A 14,946-nucleotide genomic window follows, 5' to 3' on the forward strand; every position below is an offset into this window, starting at 1 on the left:
GCTGCCGTCCTCACCGTCAGTGCTGGCCGTCGCCAGACCGCACTAGACCACCGCCTGGCAACTGGCTTACCGCCAGGCTCGTGGCTGGGGTGTGGGGGTGTTCATGCGGGGGCGGATTGGAGGGCGGTGCGAAGTTGTCGGCGACTGGTGAGTTGGAGTTTCGTGTAGACGTGGCCGAGGTGGTACTCGACGGTTTTGGGGCTGACGTAGAGCTCTTGGGCGATTTCTTGGTTGGTGTGGCCTTCGGCGGCGAGGTGGGCGACGGCATGTTCGCGTTCGGTCAGGCCCTGCGCCCGGTCCTGGCCGGGCACTGCGGGGGGGGTGGTGCCGAGGTTGGTGAGGTCGGCGGTGGTGTGTTCGGTGTGGGGAGTGGCTCCGAGTCGGGTGAACAGCTGGTGGGCGTGGTGGAGGTGGGTGGCGGCGTCGCGGCGGTCGCCGGCCTGACCGGTGGCCATGAGGAGGTGGGCCAGGTCGCGGTGGGCGAAGGCGCGGTGCAGGGGGATGTCGTCACCCTCCAGGGCGGGGGTGTCGAGGGCGCGCTGGTAGTGGGTGCGGGCCATGGCGGTGTCGCGGTGGGCGCGGGCGAGGCGGGCGTGGAGCCAGTGGCTGGTGCAGGCCAGGGCGGGCACGGTGGTGCCGGGGTCGGGGTTCGTGAGCTGGTCGAAGGTGTCCATGGCCTGCTGGGCGCGTTCCAGATCCTGGAGGGTGGCGGGGCGTGCGGGGTCGGTGCTGGTGTGGGCGTCGACCAGCAGCGGCGCCCACACCAGCACCATGGCGCGGGTCATCCCGGGCGAGGCGGGGTCGAGCGGGGCCAGGGCCCGGGCCATGCCCGCCCGGTTGCCACGTGCCTGCTCCAGCACCGCCTCTCCCAGCACGGGCAGAATCGCATTGAATTCCGGAAACAGGGGGACGGACCGCCGGGCCTCGGTCAGGTGTGCGCGGGCGCGCCCGTGGTCGCCCCGCTGGGCGTGGACCATGGCCGCGATCACGTGAGCGAACACGAGACCCTCGGGCTGGGCGGTGGTGTCGGCGACCACCACGGCCTGGTCGGCGCCGATCAGCGCGTCCTGCCAGCGGCCGCCCAGGTACCGGGCCCACGCGAGCATGTAGTGATCGACCGGCGTGATGCGCAGGTCGGCATCGGTGTGCTGCCGGACGGGGTAGGTGGTCAGGTCCTCGTTCCCGGCCTGCAGCCGCCCGGCGAGCACATGGCAGCTGCCACGGTAGAGCAGCAGTTGACTGTCCAGGGCGGTGACCTGGGGGGCCCGGTCGGGCAGGCAGGCTTCGTCAATCACGGCCAGCGCCGCGGCCGGTCCGTCACTGAAGATCGCGCCGAGGGCGAGCAGTCCCCGGATGAGCCGAGCGGTAGGCGTGTCGGGGGGGAGCTGGTCCAGCAGGGGCCGCAGCAGCCGCACCACCTGGGGCCCGTCGCACCGGTAGAGGTGGACCGTGGCCAGCGACATGGCGGCGAGGACGGTGGTGTCCGCGTCGGGCGCGGTGGTGAGGGCGCAGGTGAGCAGGTCCTGGGCGGTGCGTAGGTCGCCGCGCTGCGCGGCGAGGAAGCCGAGCACGGTGTCGCGGCGCGGTGAGGGGGCGCAGGCCTGCAGCCGGCCCTGCAGCGGAGCCAGCCGGGCGGTTGCCTGTCCAAGCTGCAGGAGGTGCGTGGCGGCGGTCAGGAGCTGGTGTTCGTGCTGGTCGCGCGTGAGGGCGAGGCCGGCGGCCCACAGCAGCAGGGTGGCGGCCCGCCCGAGGCGGCCCCCATCGGCTAGGTGTTCGGCTTCGGCGGCAAGTTCGCCGGAGAGTTGGGGATCGGTGCTGGTGGTGGCGGCGACGCGGTGGGCCCAGGCCTCGTCCACGCTGACCAGGCCAGCGGCGCGGGCGTGCAGGGTCTGACGCTGTCCCGGGGGCAGTGCTCGGTAGATCGCATCACGCTGCAGGGCGTGGTGCAGGCGTAGCGGGGTGGTGGGGTCGTCCGGGCGCCACTGCACCAGACCGCACTCCAGTGCCGGGCCCAGGGCCGTGGAGGCATCATCCATCCCGGCGAGGGCGGTAATGGTGGCCAGGGGTGCGGGGCGGTCCAGGACGGCCAGGGCCTCGACCAGACCGCGGGCATCCGCGGGCAGGCGGTTGAGGGTGTGGCGGATGACCGCGTCCAGACTGGCCGGCACCGGCAGCGGATGGGAAAGGTCGGCGAGCTGGGCCGGGGTGACCTGCGCGAGCAGGGAGTGCAGGTGCAGGGGATGCCCGGCCGTGGCTTCCTGGAGCCGGGCCACCGCGGCCGGCCCCAGCCGCGCGGCCCCGTGACCGGCGGCCAGCTGCCGGGTCTCCGCACCGGTCAACCCGGTCAGCTGAACCTGCTCGACGCGGACCGCGCCACGCAGCACCCTCTCCTGCCAGCCGCGCCCGCCCACCTCGCCCTCGGCCGCCCCACCCGCAGGCCCGGCCGTGTTCGTTCGGGCGGTGAGCACCAGCAGGAGCGGCTCGCAGTACAAGCGGCGCTGCATGAACCCGAGCACGCTCGTGGACTGCTCATCGGCCCAAGGCACATCGTCGATGACCAGCGCGAGCGGGCCGGTGTCGGTCGCAGCGGCCAGTACCTCCAGCAGGCCTCCACCCACCGCGAGCGGCGACGCGGCAGGCGTCAACGATCGGACCAGGTCCTTGGCCCCCGCTGTGTCCACCGGCAGCCTGCGCAGCAACTGGTCCACCACCCCGTAGGGGAGGTCCTGCTCCGCTGGATCGCAGCTGGCCCAGCACACCCCCAGCCCGTCCCCACCACCTGCGAGGGCGTGACGCACCAGGGCGGTCTTCCCGATCCCCGCTTCCCCCTCGACCGTCATCACCCACGGCTCACCCCGCGCTGCCTCGGCCCGGCAGCGGGCCACCTGGGCCAGCTCCGCCTCCCGGCCCACCAAACCCTCCCCCCACCCCCCGGGCAAGTCCTCCCCCAGGCCAGACGCCACCGCCGCCCCGCCCACCGGCGATCCGAGGTTCACATCCACCACGGCCTTCCACACAAAGCCCGACAGTTCGAGGATAGGCCGCACCGACAGAGTCGCAAGATCGGGCAAACTGTCGTCCCAGGACCGGACCGTCCACCAGTTGCTTCCCCCTCCTGCAATCCCACCCCTTGAACAACACCCACTTGCCCAACGGGGTGTGTCATGAATTAGGCTCTTCCAAGATTTTCGTAGCGAGTGATCGCTTCAACTCGCCTGTGGTGTCGCCTGGTTGGCGGTGAGACGCTGGCTGTGTGCGTTGTTGTGCTGGGGGACCTGCTGCCGCAGCTGGCCGCGGTGTGGGTCGAGCGGGTGGAGGCCAGTGACGATCTGCTGAGGATCACGGCCCGGACCAGGGATGACACCCCGGCGGCATGCCCAGCGTGTGGGCAGCCGTCGCGCTGGGTGCACTCCCGGTACGAGCGGCATGTCGCGGACGAGGCGGTGGGCGGCCGCCCAGTCGTAATCGACTTATCTGTACGTCGCCTGTACTGCGAGAACCCGGCCTGTGAGAAAGTCACCTTCATCGAACAGGTCTCGGGCCTGACCCGGCGATACCAACGTCGTACGCCGGCCCTGCAGAGGGTCGTCGACGCGGTCGCCATCGCGCTGGCCGGATCGGCCGGAGCCCGCCTGCTGAGCGTGCTGCACCACGTACTGTCCTGGGCGTGCGTGCTGAACTGCCTGATGCGCATCACGCTCCCCGCCCGACCTGCGCCGCGAGTGCCCTCGGGGTCGACGTAGAGCCCGCGGCCGAGATGCTCTACCGGGACTGGCTTGCCCTCGAGGCGTCCTGCGGCAACCGCGCCGAAGTCCTGCGCATCATCTCCCGCCTCCAGGAGGAACTGCGCACCTTGGACGCCGAGATGGACCACACCACCGAGGAACTCATCGAAGCCATCTTCGAGCACCAACTGAAGGGCAGCGCCTGACTCGCGCAAGCAGCACGACGCCCTCGGCCATCTGGACCGAGGGCTTCTCGTGTACCCGGAGCCTGTCCGCCCGGGCTGCGCTCGCCGTCGTGCGAAGTCCGTCGAGCCGGCGGCACGTACCACCCACCCCACCGTCACACACCACAAGAAAACGCGCACTCCGGCAGGGCCGCCCGAGCATCACCGCCAAGACGGGTGCCCTTTAACAACCGTGTCACCAGCCGCCACAAGGCCGCGCTGGGCTCACTGGGCTGCTGAGATGCGGGCTGCGTAGACCCGACAGGCCTTCCGCACCGCCGACGCGCTGCCGTCCTGGACAACGTCCGCACACTGGGCGAGAGCGGCCCGGTGCAGCGCCAGAGCCGCCGTGACACGGACAGAGTGGCCTTGGCCTAGGCGGATCGTCCATCCTTCGCCCAGCGCTCCCCGGATCGCTTCGTCGCCCTCGGCGTCCAGGTGTGTCGCAAGCAGTCCGGGGACGTCGATCGTGACGGGGCCGGTGCTGCCATTGGGTGCAGTCTCCGGCGGCACAGGGTCGGTCTCGTGGGTTCGTGGGGCGGGGACGGTACGGGAGCCGTCTGCGTCCAGTACCCGGCGGATCGTGCGCGGGGCAACGCCGTGCTGGCGGGCGAGGGCCTTGATGGCGGCGCCCTCGTGGTACTGGCTGACGACGGCCTGAGCGGTGCTCGGGTCCAGAGCGGTGGGACGCCCGAGCGTCTTCCCGGAGGGCAGCCGCGGCTACCCCTTCGCGGGTGTTCTCCGAGATCATGTCCCGCTGGAACTCCAGCACTCCGGCGAGCATCGTGACGAACAGCTTCGTCATCGGGTCGTCGGCCGCGAGGTCCATCCCAGCCCAGGCCCCGGCGGCGACCCGCAGGTGGAGGCCGCGGCGCTGGAGGAGGGTCCGGACGTCGAGGATGTCGCGCACCGAGCGGAAAAGCCGCGCGGCGTCGGCAAGCCGGACCGTGTCGCCGACGGCAGCCGCGTTCAGCAACTGGAGGAAGCCGGCGCGCTTGAGCGGGTGGAGGCCACTGGACGTCGCTGGATCCTCGAACGCGGTGGCGCCGCCCGCGAGGTAGGTGGCGAGGGCGTGCCGCTGGCGGGCGTTGGTCTGCTTGACGGTCGAGTGACGCAGGTATAGGAGGTCGGTCACGCCCGCAGGTTAGGCGAAATGGTGGGGGCGGAAGTGTGGATGGCCCGGACTGGATTCGCGGCGCGTTCCGTCGCTCTCTGATTGGATTGTGACGGCGCATCGGACAGGGGGCGTAATCGGTCGATTACGCCCCCAGTCCGATGCGCCGTCACAATCCAATCAGAGGTAGCGGCGAAGGTGACCGGAGCTGAGGACTTCGCCGGACCTGCCCCCGACGCCGTGCTGCTCGAACAGCCATTTCGCGAGTTGGTCACCGTCGGGGAAGGCGCCGTGCTGCTCGGTGTAGTCGACGAACGCCACCCGATAGCGGTCCACCGCGCTCCCTCGCCGGGCCATCGCCTTGACTGCTCCCGCCGGTTCGGAAGTCGGGATCGGCTCCGCTACCTGGGTGTCGGGCGGGCCATCCACCTCGCCGGAGGCGTCACTCTCCTCCACGGCCGCCGACTCCGCCCGGGGCGGTTCAGCGGCGGCAGCAGGGAGCTGGGCGGAGCTCGAAGCGGCACTCACGCCCTGCTAAGTCAGGTCTGCTTGTGCCGCAGACGGATCGCTCTCAACCTCGGCCGTTATGACCAGGTCATCGCTTCCTAGCGCTGCGACGGGCTCCTCACGTGGGCCTCCGCATTCGTCGGCGGCGAGGCGGGCCGTCGTGTGCCGGGCTTGGATTGCCCGGAAGGCAGACCGTTGAGGCAGGCCACACAGGGGAATCGCCTTGCACACTGGTTGTGCCGACTGCACGCGGGGAGAGCCGGCATGCGAGTCTCGCGTCTTCGGACGCCGGGGGTGTGGCCCCCTCCTCCCCCGTGGTGGGCCACACGGCCTCCGGTCTGCCCACGCACAGCAGGCCGGAGGCCCTTCGCGTCTGAACCCCGGCCGTTGTCGCGATCGCTGCCGCCCGGCGGTTCAACCGAGCTTGCTCCATTCGGTGTTGTCGCCGCGCGGGATCCATCGGACACCCGTGAGCGCGTCCTCGACCGGCTGCACAGCCTTGACGCGGTCCTTCAGCCGCTGGCCTTCCTCTGCGTACATGGCGAGCTGCTCCTCGATCTGCTGCGGCTCGTAGTGGTCGCCGAGCTCGACGCGGGCTCGGGAGTAGGCGTCACGGAGGCCTTGGATTTGGGCGTTGATGAGGTAGCGGGTGTCGCGCGCCAGCATGAGGGTGTGCTTGCGGTGGACCTGCCCGGAGAGGCCTTCCCGCCAGGCCCCGGGGCACTGGTCGATGAGCCATTTGGAGGCCGCGATCTCCCAGTCGGGGGTGCCGGGGGCTGGGACTCGTTCGGGCCAGCCGGCTGGGGGCGGAAAGGTCGGACGGTCGCCCACGTGTTCGAGTGAAGCACTACGGAGGACTCCGTACCAGTCACGGAATGCGAGAGCAGGATCGCAGGTAAAGACTGGCACCCAGAGGGTTGGCAATTACCCCAGAGGAGCAATTATGATCCACACGCTCAGCCGCAAAACCGCCGCCGCCACGGCCACAGCCGTGCTCACACTCGGCGGCGTGGGCCTCGTACTCGCCCCATCCGCACAAGCATCCGGCATCCAACGCGTCTCCGGCTGCCAGTCGAGTTCCTCTGGATCTGCCTATGCGTTCGGCTGTGCCTTCGGATCCGGGGGCTTGTTCTCCGGCCAGGTGATCCAGATACCGATCTCGCACTCGATCAACATCTGCGGCCCTGGAAACTACTGCTCCAACAGCTGACCATCCAGTGCGCCAACAGTCAGGCCGGTCTGCTCCCGTGTGTCGGCGTAGGCCAGCCCGTCGTGTTGTTGGTCGTCTCCGCAGTGGCGGGCGGTTGCACTGTCTTCGACGGTAGGGGCGGCCACTGACAGCGGCGGGGCCCGATCAGTCTCGGCTACGTCTGCACCTCGAAGAGCCGACGGTCCTTGTTGCAGTGGCCGGTGCAGTTCTTGGCGTACAAGCGCATCATGTTCTCGGCTTCGTCCAGCGACTGGAAGAGCTCGATCGTCCGCGATTGGGGCCCCGGCGGAAGGGACGCGCCGGAGCAGTCCCGAACGACGGCGTACGCACCCTCTCCCTCGATCCAGGCGTACGGGCGCAAGGCACACGCGGCGCGAGCACGCCAGGTCCTATGGTTCCGGGCGCAACGATGCGAATGCGGGTGATCACGACGCCTTCCGTGGTGCCCGCTTGGCCGGGGCCGCGGTCACGTAGGCCTCCCGCTCCGACTCCAGGTCGTAGTCCTCGCTCATCGCGGCCATGAGGGACCGCACCATCTTGCACTCCCGGCTGGGCCAGCCGGAACACGGCGGTGTAGGAGCCGACAAGCCCGATCAGCGCGATGATCACGGTGCCGAACACCACTGTAACCACCAGGGCCTTCTGGCCGCAGCTCACCCCTCGGCGTTCCATGAACGGGCCTTCGCCCTGATGGGTGGACACGCTGATACTGGATCTGCTTGATCCGGAGGAAGCGAGAACACCGCCGATGGCGATGAAGGACTACTCGGACGAGTTCAAGGCCGATGCCGTGGCCTTGTACGAGTCCACGCCCGGGGCGACCTACAAGGACATCGCCGCTGACCTGGGCATCAACAGGGCGACCCTGCGCGAGTGGGTGCTGCGGGACCGCGACCGCCGCGGCATCGCGCCCACCGACGCCCGGCGGGGCGGGACGGCACTGGCCCGGGCGGGACAACCGGCCGCCTCCGACGATCCCGACGAGCGGATCCGGCAGTTGGAGGCCCGGGTGGCCGAGCTTGAGGCGAGCGAGCAGAAGCTGGCCACCGAACGGGACATCCTGCGGAAGGCGGCCAAGTATTTCGCCGGCGAGACGAACTGGTGAGCCGCTTCCAGTTCGTCCATGACCACCGGGACGCCTACGAGGTGAAGCGGCTGTGCCAGGTCCTGGAGGTCAACCGGTCCAGCTACTACAAGTGGCTCGGCGGCGCCGAGGCCAGAGCCGACCGCCGACGCGAGGACCAAGTCCTCGCTGAGCGGATCCGCCGGATCCACGCCGATTCCGGTGGTGCCTACGGCTCTCCGAGGGTGACCGCGGAACTGCGTGGAAACGGAGAACGGGTCAACCACAAGCGGGTCGCCCGGGTCATGCGGACCCACGGCATCGTCGGCATCCGCCTGCGCAGAAGGGTCCGCACCACCGTCCCGGACCCGGCCGCGACCCTCGTCCCGGACCTGTTCCAGCGGGACTTCAACGCCCCGGAGCCGGGACGCAAGTACATGGGCGACATCACGTATCTGCCGCTGGCGGGCGGGGAGTTCCTCTACCTGGCGACCGTGCTGGACTGCTTCAGCCGCCGGGTCGTGGGCTGGTCCATCGCCGACCACATGCGCACCGACCTGGTCGCCGACGCGCTGCGGATGGCAGCCGCGACCCGCGGCAACCTGGACGGGGCCGTGTTCCACAGCGACCACGGGGCGCAATACGGGTCCCAGGCCTTCGCCGACCTGTGCTCGGAGCTGGGCGTCACCCGGTCAATGGGCTCCGTCGGCAGCAGCGCGGACAACGCTGCCTGCGAGAGCTTCCACGCTTCACTGAAACGGGAGACGCTCCAGGGCACCCGCGACTACAGCGACCCTGCCACCTGCAGGAGGACCGTCTTCGCCTGGCTGACCCGCTACAACACCCGTCGGCGTCACTCCGCCAACGGTCAGCTCAGCCCGAACGAATACGAACAGCGACAGCACACGGCTAAGCTCACGCTCGCCGCGTGACAACCAACCGCGTGTCCACCTTCACGGGCGAAGGCCCTACGTCCCTTCGTGCAGTCGTGTCCGTGTTCAATCATGAGGCTTCAGCTTCACCCACCCCGGTGGGTGCTCGTCCCAGCCCCTCGCTCCTTCTCGAAGCGTTGGGGGTGACGTGCGGACGGCGACTATATGACCGCTGAACGGCGCCCTCGCCGGATGGCCAACATCCCGGCACCAAGGACTGCCCGCGGCGTTAGGGTCTCCGTGACAGGCCATACGGCATGCTGCGCCTCTGGGGGGAAAACAGTATGGGAGCGCGGAAGCAGCTGGCGGAGCTGCTCAGCGACGCACAGCGGCGCGGGGACTTCAGCACCCGTATTGAGATGCCGGCCCGCGTGCTGCACATCGAGGTCGACGGGGTGGGGGAACTGCCGCTGCCGCTGCGTGCCCCGGTCACCAAGAAACTGATCGCGCAGGCCCGGCAGGCATCTTTCGGCCGGGGCGAGCGGACCCTGTCCGACACCAGCGTCCGCGACACCTGGGAGATCACTCCGGACCGCATCACGCTCGGCGGCATTGACTGGGACCGCACCCTGGACGTCGTTCTCGATGGTGTCCGTACTGCGCTGGGCCTGCCGCCCACCACCGTCCTGCGTGCCGAGCCGCACGCACTGCTCGTCTACAGCACGGGCCAGTTCTTCCTGCCGCACCAAGACTCCGAGAAGGACGACTCTATGGTGGGCACCCTGGTCGTCTCGCTGCCCTCGCACCACACCGGCGGCGAACTCGTCGTCTCGCACGCCGGCCGCAGCGTCGTCCACCAGGCGTCGCGGGAGAAGCTGACCTTCACCGCCTTCTACGCGGACTGCCTGCACGAGGTCAAGCCCGTCAAGTCCGGCTACCGCGTCACCCTCACCATGAACCTCCTCGCTGAACGCATCCGCCCGTCTGGCGAAGACGGCGGGGACTCGGTCGCCGACCTGGCTCACTGCCTGACCGAACACTTCACCGAGCCGGCCGAAGAGCGCTACGCCTACGGCCGGCAGAAGGCCGCGCCACCGAACCGCCTCGTGTACCTCCTCGACCACGAGTACACCCAGCGCGGCCTGGACTGGGATCGCCTCAAGGGAGCCGACGCCACCCGCACCACCCTGCTCCGCCAGGCCGCCGCAGAGGCGGATTGCGAAGGGGTCCTCGCGTTGGCTGAGGTGAAGGAGACCTGGGACGCGCATGAGCCGTACGATCGCTACGACTACTACGGCGAGGTCGAGCACTACGACGACTGTGAGGACGAGGAGTGCGAGGGTGAATGCCTCCTGGACCCCGACGGGGAACCCGGTGCCGAACGGCCTCGCAGCGGCGACTTCTCCACCTACGAACTGAACGAGCTGATCGACGACGAGATCACGCTGAGCTGGTGGACCCGCCCGGACGGCACCGGCGGCGAGCAGATCAACCTGCCCGTCGCGTACTCCGAGGTGTGCGCCACCACCGAGAACAAGGACCTGACGCCCTACCAGTCCGAGTACGAGGGCTACATGGGCAACTACGGCAACACGCTCGACCGCTGGTACCGGCGGGCCGCCGTGGTCTTGTGGCCTCGGCAGCGGTCGTTCACGGCCCGCGCCGAGGCCGGCTCCGAGGGCGCACTGCGGGAACTTCAGGACCACCTGGACGCCGGGAACCTCGACCAGGCGCGCACGCTCGCCCGGTCGCTCGCCCCGTTCTGGAAACACCACGGTTCGGGCGAGGTGGCCGCGTCACTCTTCGCCGCCGCCCTGCCCGTCGCGGTGGGACTGCGGGAAGCGGACACCGCCACGATGCTCCTCGCGCCTTTCGGGGTGGAGTCTCTGAGCGAGCGGCACGCCCCGGGTCTCGCGGCAGCGGCCGCGCGGTACGGAAGAACATGGGCGCGCGGGGCCGTCAGCTGCTGGTTCGCCACGGTTGGCGCGTGCACATGGACGGACCGCGCGGCGTGGCTCGAATCGCTGCCCGGCCTGTGCACCGCGCTGCGGGCCGCCGACGGCGATGGGGAGGCGATGGCCTCGCCGCTGGCCGAGGGCGCCTGGCAAGCAGTGGGGCAACAGATCACCAGCTGGCTCGGCGTCGGCCGCGAGACGGAGCGCCGCACAGGTTTGGAGGGGCTCGGCGCATCACTGGCCCGCGTCCTGCAGGCGGCAGGGCCCGAGACCGCCGGCACCATCGCCGCCATTCTGTGCGGCCTGCCGGACACCGTCCTGGAATGCCTGCTCCCCGCTCTGCGCACAGCGGCCCTCCATCAGGCGACCATGCGCGAGAGCGCACCTGCCGCCCGCGCCTTCCAGACCCTCGCCGACCACTGCGAGGACCGGCTCGTCGCGGCACTGACCCGCCCCGTACGCGCGGCCGACGACTGGTCTCTCACCCCGGCCGGGACATGCCGGACTGGCTGCGGACTCTGCCTCGACTTGGACGCTTTCCTCACCTCCCGTACCCGCCAGGTCATGGAGTGGCCGCTCGCGAAGGACGGACGCCGCCACCTCCACAACCGCATCGACCAGGCCGGCCTGCCCGTCTCTCACACCACCCGGCGCCAGGGACGCCCCTACGTCCTGGTCCTGACCAAGACCAAAACCGTCTTCACCCGCGAACAGGCGACCCGCGCCCGCGCCGAGACCGACCTGGCGTGGCTGCGGGACAAATGGGCCCGGTCGCGCGGCTGAGGGTGGCTGTTGATGTCAGGGCGAAAGTCTTGGCCCGCCAAAATTCGCGGCAGGCTCGACAGATCACGGTGGCCGTCAAGGCTGCCTGACCTTGCAGTACTTGATCCGCGTTACTTCGGGACGAACAAGAACCCACATTGTGACCCTCCGCCCGGCCGGTGATTGTCTCCTCCAGAAGGAGTCGATCACCACACCCGGTCTCGGAAGGAGCATCAACTCCGACCCTGTCAAACCCCGCTCACCAGAGAGAACGAAGTTGGGACACGCTCAATAGGGGAGCAATTCGGACGTGTCGAGGGCGAAGTTGAAGGGGGCCGGGACATGGATCTTCTGGCCGAAATCGGCGTCTTCCCGCATGCGGTAGCGGTTTCCGTCGATCTCCTGAAACAAAGTCGCTGTTTTCTGCTGAGCATCCACGATCAGGTACAGCGGGATACCCATGAGGGGGTAGTCCCTGAGCTTTCCGGTCCAATCGTTCTCCGGGTTGGACGGGGACACGACTTCCACGGCGATCAGTGCGAGATCTGCGGGCGTGGTGTTCCTTCCGGCAGGGCCCCGGAGTGTTCCGGGAATGTCCGGTTTGATCATGTGATGCCGTGGAGTCGCAGGACGGCGATGGGGTTGGTGTGGGCGCGTCTGGCGCTGGCGGCGTCGACCCAGCCGAGGGTGCGGAGGGTGCCGCGGACGATGTCGCCGAGGACGGCCATGACGGCGGGTGTGTTGCGGGTGCGGATGGTGCGGGCGTCCTCGCCGAAGATGACGTCGCGGACCCGGTGGACGCTGTTCTCGATCGTCCAGTGGCCGCGGGCCCAGGTGGCGAGCTCCTCGGGGCTCGCCTGCTCGGCGGGCAGGTCGGTGACGGCGTAGACGACCTCCTCGCTCCACTTCTTCGCTCCGAGCAGGCGGCGCCGGCGACGGATGCGGACGACCTGGCGGGCGTGGGGGAACAGGGGTCCGTTCGCGGAGGCGACCTGGAGTTCGCGGATCTCCTCGCGGCCGTGACCGTGCTCGCTGGTGCGGTGCAGGACCGGGATCTGCTTCCAGGGAAGGGACTTGAGCTGCCGGGCGAGGTTCTTCTGGTTCCCCTTCACGCTCAGCAGGTAGTGGGCGCCGCGCTCTTCGACGAGGTAGCGGGCGTGCTCGCGCTGGGCATGCAGGGCGTCGAGGGTGACCACGGCGTCTTCCAGTTCCTCGTCGGGGATCTGTTCCATCAGGGCTGGAACTCGGGGATCTAACCCGAAAGTAGGGCCATGCCATCGCGCGGCGGCCCTGCTGGCTTCGCCGGGGCCCCGTGTGGCAGTGGGCCTCAGCCGGCCGCCGTGCGCGGACTGATGGTGACGTCGTGCCCGAGGGCTTCCAACTGGCGGATGAGCCCGCGGGTGCGGGTGGCCTTGTCCGTCAGGCGCTGGTGGTAGTCGGCCCCGAGGTCGTGGAAGCGGGCTTGGGGATCGCCCGAGGAGGTGCCAGACGATGACGAGCATAGATCGTGCCACCGCAACCAGGGCCTTGCCGTGCCCTCGGCGTCTGACGAGTCGTTTGTAGCGGGCCCCGAGGAAGGTGTCGGTGCGTGCGGCTGCCATTGCCGCTTCACCGAGAACGGCCTTGAGCCAGGGGTTGCCCTGACCGGTGCCGCCCGGGAAGGTCTTTCCTGCCGACTGGATGGTGCGCGGTGAGAGCTTCGCCCACGAGACCAGGTGGCCCGGAGTGGGGAAGACGCTCGTGTCGAGTCCGATCTCCGCGAGGATGATCTGCGCGGTGATCGCGCCGATGCCCGGGATCTCGTCCAGCCGCTCCGCCGGAGTGAGAGCGCCACCGACCGAAGCTGGCCTCTTGGCGTCGAGGTCCGCCTGTGGCCCTGACAGCTGTGTTAGAGACGTCTCGATGTGCCGTGTCAGGTCGTCGATCTGGCTCTGCGCGTGGTCGATCGCCCCAAGCAGGGTGCCCAATACGTGACTGGATAGGTGCCCGACCGGGTCTGAGTTGATCTTCTGGTGCTTGACCGCGAAGATCACGGGCTGTGCCTGCCGAATCCACGCTGCCGACCTACGAGGAGATGTCCTCGCTGGTCGTCGAGCTCAGCGGCAGGTTGGAAAGGGCCCTCGACGAGCTGGCTGGTGTCCGCACGGAGCTGGTGGAGGCGAAGGCCCGGATCTTGGACCTGGAGGTCCGGCTGGGGCAGAACTCCACGAACTCGTCCAAACCGCCGTCAGCGGACGGGCTGGCGAAACCGGCGCCGAAGTCGCTGCGTGAGAAGTCGGGCCGAGGTCCGGGCCGCCCCAAGGGCCAGCCGGGCATCACGCTGCGGCAGGTCTGCGACCCGGATCACGAGGTCGAGTACCGCCCCCAGGGCCCTTGCGCCGGCTGTGGCTGCGACCTGGCCGAAGCCGGCGTGGCCCACGTCGAGCGCCGGCAGGTCTTCGACCTGCCCGAACGCATCGGGCTGGAGGTGACCGAGCACCGGATCCTCACCTGCCGATGCGCCTGCGGACGGGCCGAGAAGGCCCTGGTGCCCGAAGAGGTACCGGTCGCCCCGGTGCAGTACGGACCCCGCCTGGCGGCCGCCGGCATCTATCTGATGCACGGGCAGTTCCTGTCCAAGGACCGCACCGCCCGGGCACTGGCCGATCTGTTCGACGCGCCGGTCGCCGCGGGCACGGTGGCCTCCTGGATACGCACGTGCGCCACCCGGCTGGATGCCTTCGGCCGCCTGGTCGCCGACAAGGTCGTCACCGCGCCGTTGGCGTTCTTCGACGAGACCGGGTTCCGCACGGCCGGGCGTCTGCACTGGCTGCACTCCGCCTCCACCGGCATGTTCGTGCACCTGAGCGTGCACCGACGGCGTGGAACCGAAGGGACGGACGCCGCCGGGATCCTGCCCGGCTTCACCGGGGTCGCGATGCATGACGCCTGGGCCCCATACGACACCTACACCCAGGCCACCCACGCCCTGTGTGCCGCGCACGCCCTGCGCGAACTGATCGCGGTCACCGAACGCGGCAGCCAGGCGGCGCGCTGCGCGGCCTACCGGGCCATCGACTCGATACTGGCCTTGAAGAAGGCCGCCGACACGGCCCGCGCCACTGGCGCCGACCGGATCGAGGACCGGCTCAAGACCGGAGAATTGAAGGCCCTGCGCACCACGGTCCGAGACGGCATCAAGGCCACCCGTGCCCGGTCATCGAAGACCGAATGCAAGCACAACGCCCTGTTCAAGCGCCTGCGCGACCGCTGGGACGACTACCTGCGCTGGGTCCACGACCTGACGCTGCCCTTCGACAACAACCCGGCCGAGCAGACGATCCGGATGGCGAAACTGCGGATCAAGATCTCCGGAAGCCTACGGACCCTGGCCGGGGCCCAGGACTTCGCGACGATCCGCACCTACCTGGCCACCACCGACCGTCACGGTCAGAACATGCTCGACGTCCTCGAACAAGCCATGCGCGGCAGACCCTGGACACCCACCACCACCTGAACCCTCACCGGTCCCCGC

General features: G+C 69.4%; 13 protein-coding genes and 2 pseudogenes. 6 read left to right on the forward strand and 9 right to left on the reverse strand.

Annotation, left to right across the window (positions count from 1 at the left end):
• Positions 1-101: 101 nt before the first annotated feature.
• Positions 102-2,912 carry a LuxR family transcriptional regulator gene (locus BS83_RS00250; RefSeq protein ID WP_037599541.1) on the reverse strand — a complete coding sequence of 937 codons (2,811 nt, stop codon included), beginning with the start codon at positions 2,910-2,912 and terminating at the stop codon, positions 102-104.
• A gap of 399 nt (positions 2,913-3,311) precedes the next feature.
• Here BS83_RS00250 and BS83_RS48650 point away from each other — a divergent pair, with 399 nt between their 5' ends.
• Positions 3,312-3,743, forward strand: a complete 432-nt coding sequence (locus BS83_RS48650; RefSeq protein ID WP_408640953.1) for a transposase family protein — start codon at positions 3,312-3,314, stop codon at positions 3,741-3,743.
• Entirely contained in the window at positions 3,668-3,931 is a 264-nt protein-coding gene (locus BS83_RS44705) for a hypothetical protein (RefSeq protein ID WP_198035126.1), read from the forward strand. Before BS83_RS48650 ends, BS83_RS44705 begins: the two co-directional genes overlap by 76 nt.
• A 243-nt stretch (positions 3,932-4,174) precedes the next feature.
• Here BS83_RS44705 and BS83_RS48655 read toward each other — a convergent pair whose 3' ends face one another.
• The 4 genes and pseudogenes from BS83_RS48655 to BS83_RS46115 form a co-directional block, all read right to left on the reverse strand.
• Positions 4,175-4,663: a helix-turn-helix domain-containing protein gene (locus BS83_RS48655; RefSeq protein WP_198035121.1), complete on the reverse strand. Its 489-nt coding sequence runs from the start codon at positions 4,661-4,663 to the stop codon at positions 4,175-4,177.
• A 46-nt stretch (positions 4,664-4,709) separates the two neighbouring features.
• Positions 4,710-5,084, reverse strand: a pseudogene (locus tag BS83_RS48660) (recombinase family protein); the annotation flags it as partial.
• Positions 5,085-5,243: 159 nt separating this feature from the next.
• Entirely contained in the window at positions 5,244-5,399 is a 156-nt protein-coding gene (locus BS83_RS46110; RefSeq protein WP_198035066.1) for a hypothetical protein, read from the reverse strand.
• 585 nt (positions 5,400-5,984) lie between these two features.
• Positions 5,985-6,401: a hypothetical protein gene (locus tag BS83_RS46115; RefSeq protein WP_037599547.1), complete on the reverse strand. Its 417-nt coding sequence runs from the start codon at positions 6,399-6,401 to the stop codon at positions 5,985-5,987.
• A 112-nt stretch (positions 6,402-6,513) separates the two neighbouring features.
• Between BS83_RS46115 and BS83_RS46120 the strand changes: the two genes are divergently transcribed.
• Positions 6,514-6,780: a chaplin family protein gene (locus BS83_RS46120; RefSeq protein ID WP_198035067.1), complete on the forward strand. Its 267-nt coding sequence runs from the start codon at positions 6,514-6,516 to the stop codon at positions 6,778-6,780.
• A 154-nt stretch (positions 6,781-6,934) separates the two neighbouring features.
• Here the strand turns inward: BS83_RS46120 and BS83_RS00275 are convergent, their stop codons facing one another.
• Positions 6,935-7,141 carry a hypothetical protein gene (locus BS83_RS00275; RefSeq protein ID WP_037599549.1) on the reverse strand — a complete coding sequence of 69 codons (207 nt, stop codon included), beginning with the start codon at positions 7,139-7,141 and terminating at the stop codon, positions 6,935-6,937.
• A 387-nt stretch (positions 7,142-7,528) separates the two neighbouring features.
• Between BS83_RS00275 and BS83_RS00285 the strand changes: the two genes are divergently transcribed.
• Positions 7,529-8,775, forward strand: a protein-coding gene (locus BS83_RS00285; RefSeq protein ID WP_408640946.1) for an IS3 family transposase whose coding sequence is annotated in 2 segments (ribosomal slippage) — positions 7,529-7,865 and positions 7,865-8,775 — 1,248 coding nt in all. Because the reading frame shifts where the segments join, the coding sequence is not laid out codon by codon here.
• A 284-nt stretch (positions 8,776-9,059) separates the two neighbouring features.
• On the forward strand, positions 9,060-11,453 hold the full coding sequence (locus BS83_RS00290) for a 2OG-Fe(II) oxygenase (RefSeq protein ID WP_051942247.1): 2,394 nt from the start codon (positions 9,060-9,062) through the stop codon (positions 11,451-11,453).
• A 267-nt stretch (positions 11,454-11,720) separates the two neighbouring features.
• Here the strand turns inward: BS83_RS00290 and BS83_RS00295 are convergent, their stop codons facing one another.
• The 3 genes and pseudogenes from BS83_RS00295 to BS83_RS48665 all read right to left on the reverse strand — a co-directional run.
• Entirely contained in the window at positions 11,721-12,041 is a 321-nt protein-coding gene (locus BS83_RS00295; protein ID WP_084712973.1) for a Uma2 family endonuclease, read from the reverse strand.
• Positions 12,038-12,664, reverse strand: coding sequence for an ISAs1 family transposase (locus BS83_RS46925; RefSeq protein ID WP_037599555.1), 627 nt, complete (start codon positions 12,662-12,664; stop codon positions 12,038-12,040). Before BS83_RS46925 ends, BS83_RS00295 begins: the two co-directional genes overlap by 4 nt.
• Positions 12,665-13,003: 339 nt before the next feature.
• Positions 13,004-13,465 (reverse strand): annotated as a pseudogene (locus BS83_RS48665) (transposase); the annotation flags it as partial.
• Between the two features lie 5 nt (positions 13,466-13,470).
• Here BS83_RS48665 and tnpC point away from each other — a divergent pair.
• A complete protein-coding gene (tnpC, locus tag BS83_RS00310) occupies positions 13,471-14,928 on the forward strand; it encodes an IS66 family transposase (protein ID WP_084712974.1) in 1,458 nt (485 codons plus the stop codon).
• Positions 14,929-14,946 lie beyond the last annotated feature (18 nt).

It is taken from the genome of Streptacidiphilus rugosus AM-16, assembly GCF_000744655.1.
Lineage (GTDB): Bacteria > Actinomycetota > Actinomycetes > Streptomycetales > Streptomycetaceae > Streptacidiphilus > Streptacidiphilus rugosus.

What these genes read in the sequence shown, in the direction of transcription:
- BS83_RS46120 (WP_198035067.1), top strand. Translation starts at nt 6,514, where the DNA reads ATGATCCACACGCTCAGCCGCAAAACCGCCGCCGCCACGGCCACAGCC.
- BS83_RS00290 (WP_051942247.1), top strand. Translation starts at nt 9,060, where the DNA reads ATGGGAGCGCGGAAGCAGCTGGCGGAGCTGCTCAGCGACGCACAGCGG.
- BS83_RS00295 (WP_084712973.1), bottom strand. Translation starts at nt 12,041, where the DNA reads ATGATCAAACCGGACATTCCCGGAACACTCCGGGGCCCTGCCGGAAGG.
- BS83_RS46925 (WP_037599555.1), bottom strand. Translation starts at nt 12,664, where the DNA reads ATGGAACAGATCCCCGACGAGGAACTGGAAGACGCCGTGGTCACCCTC.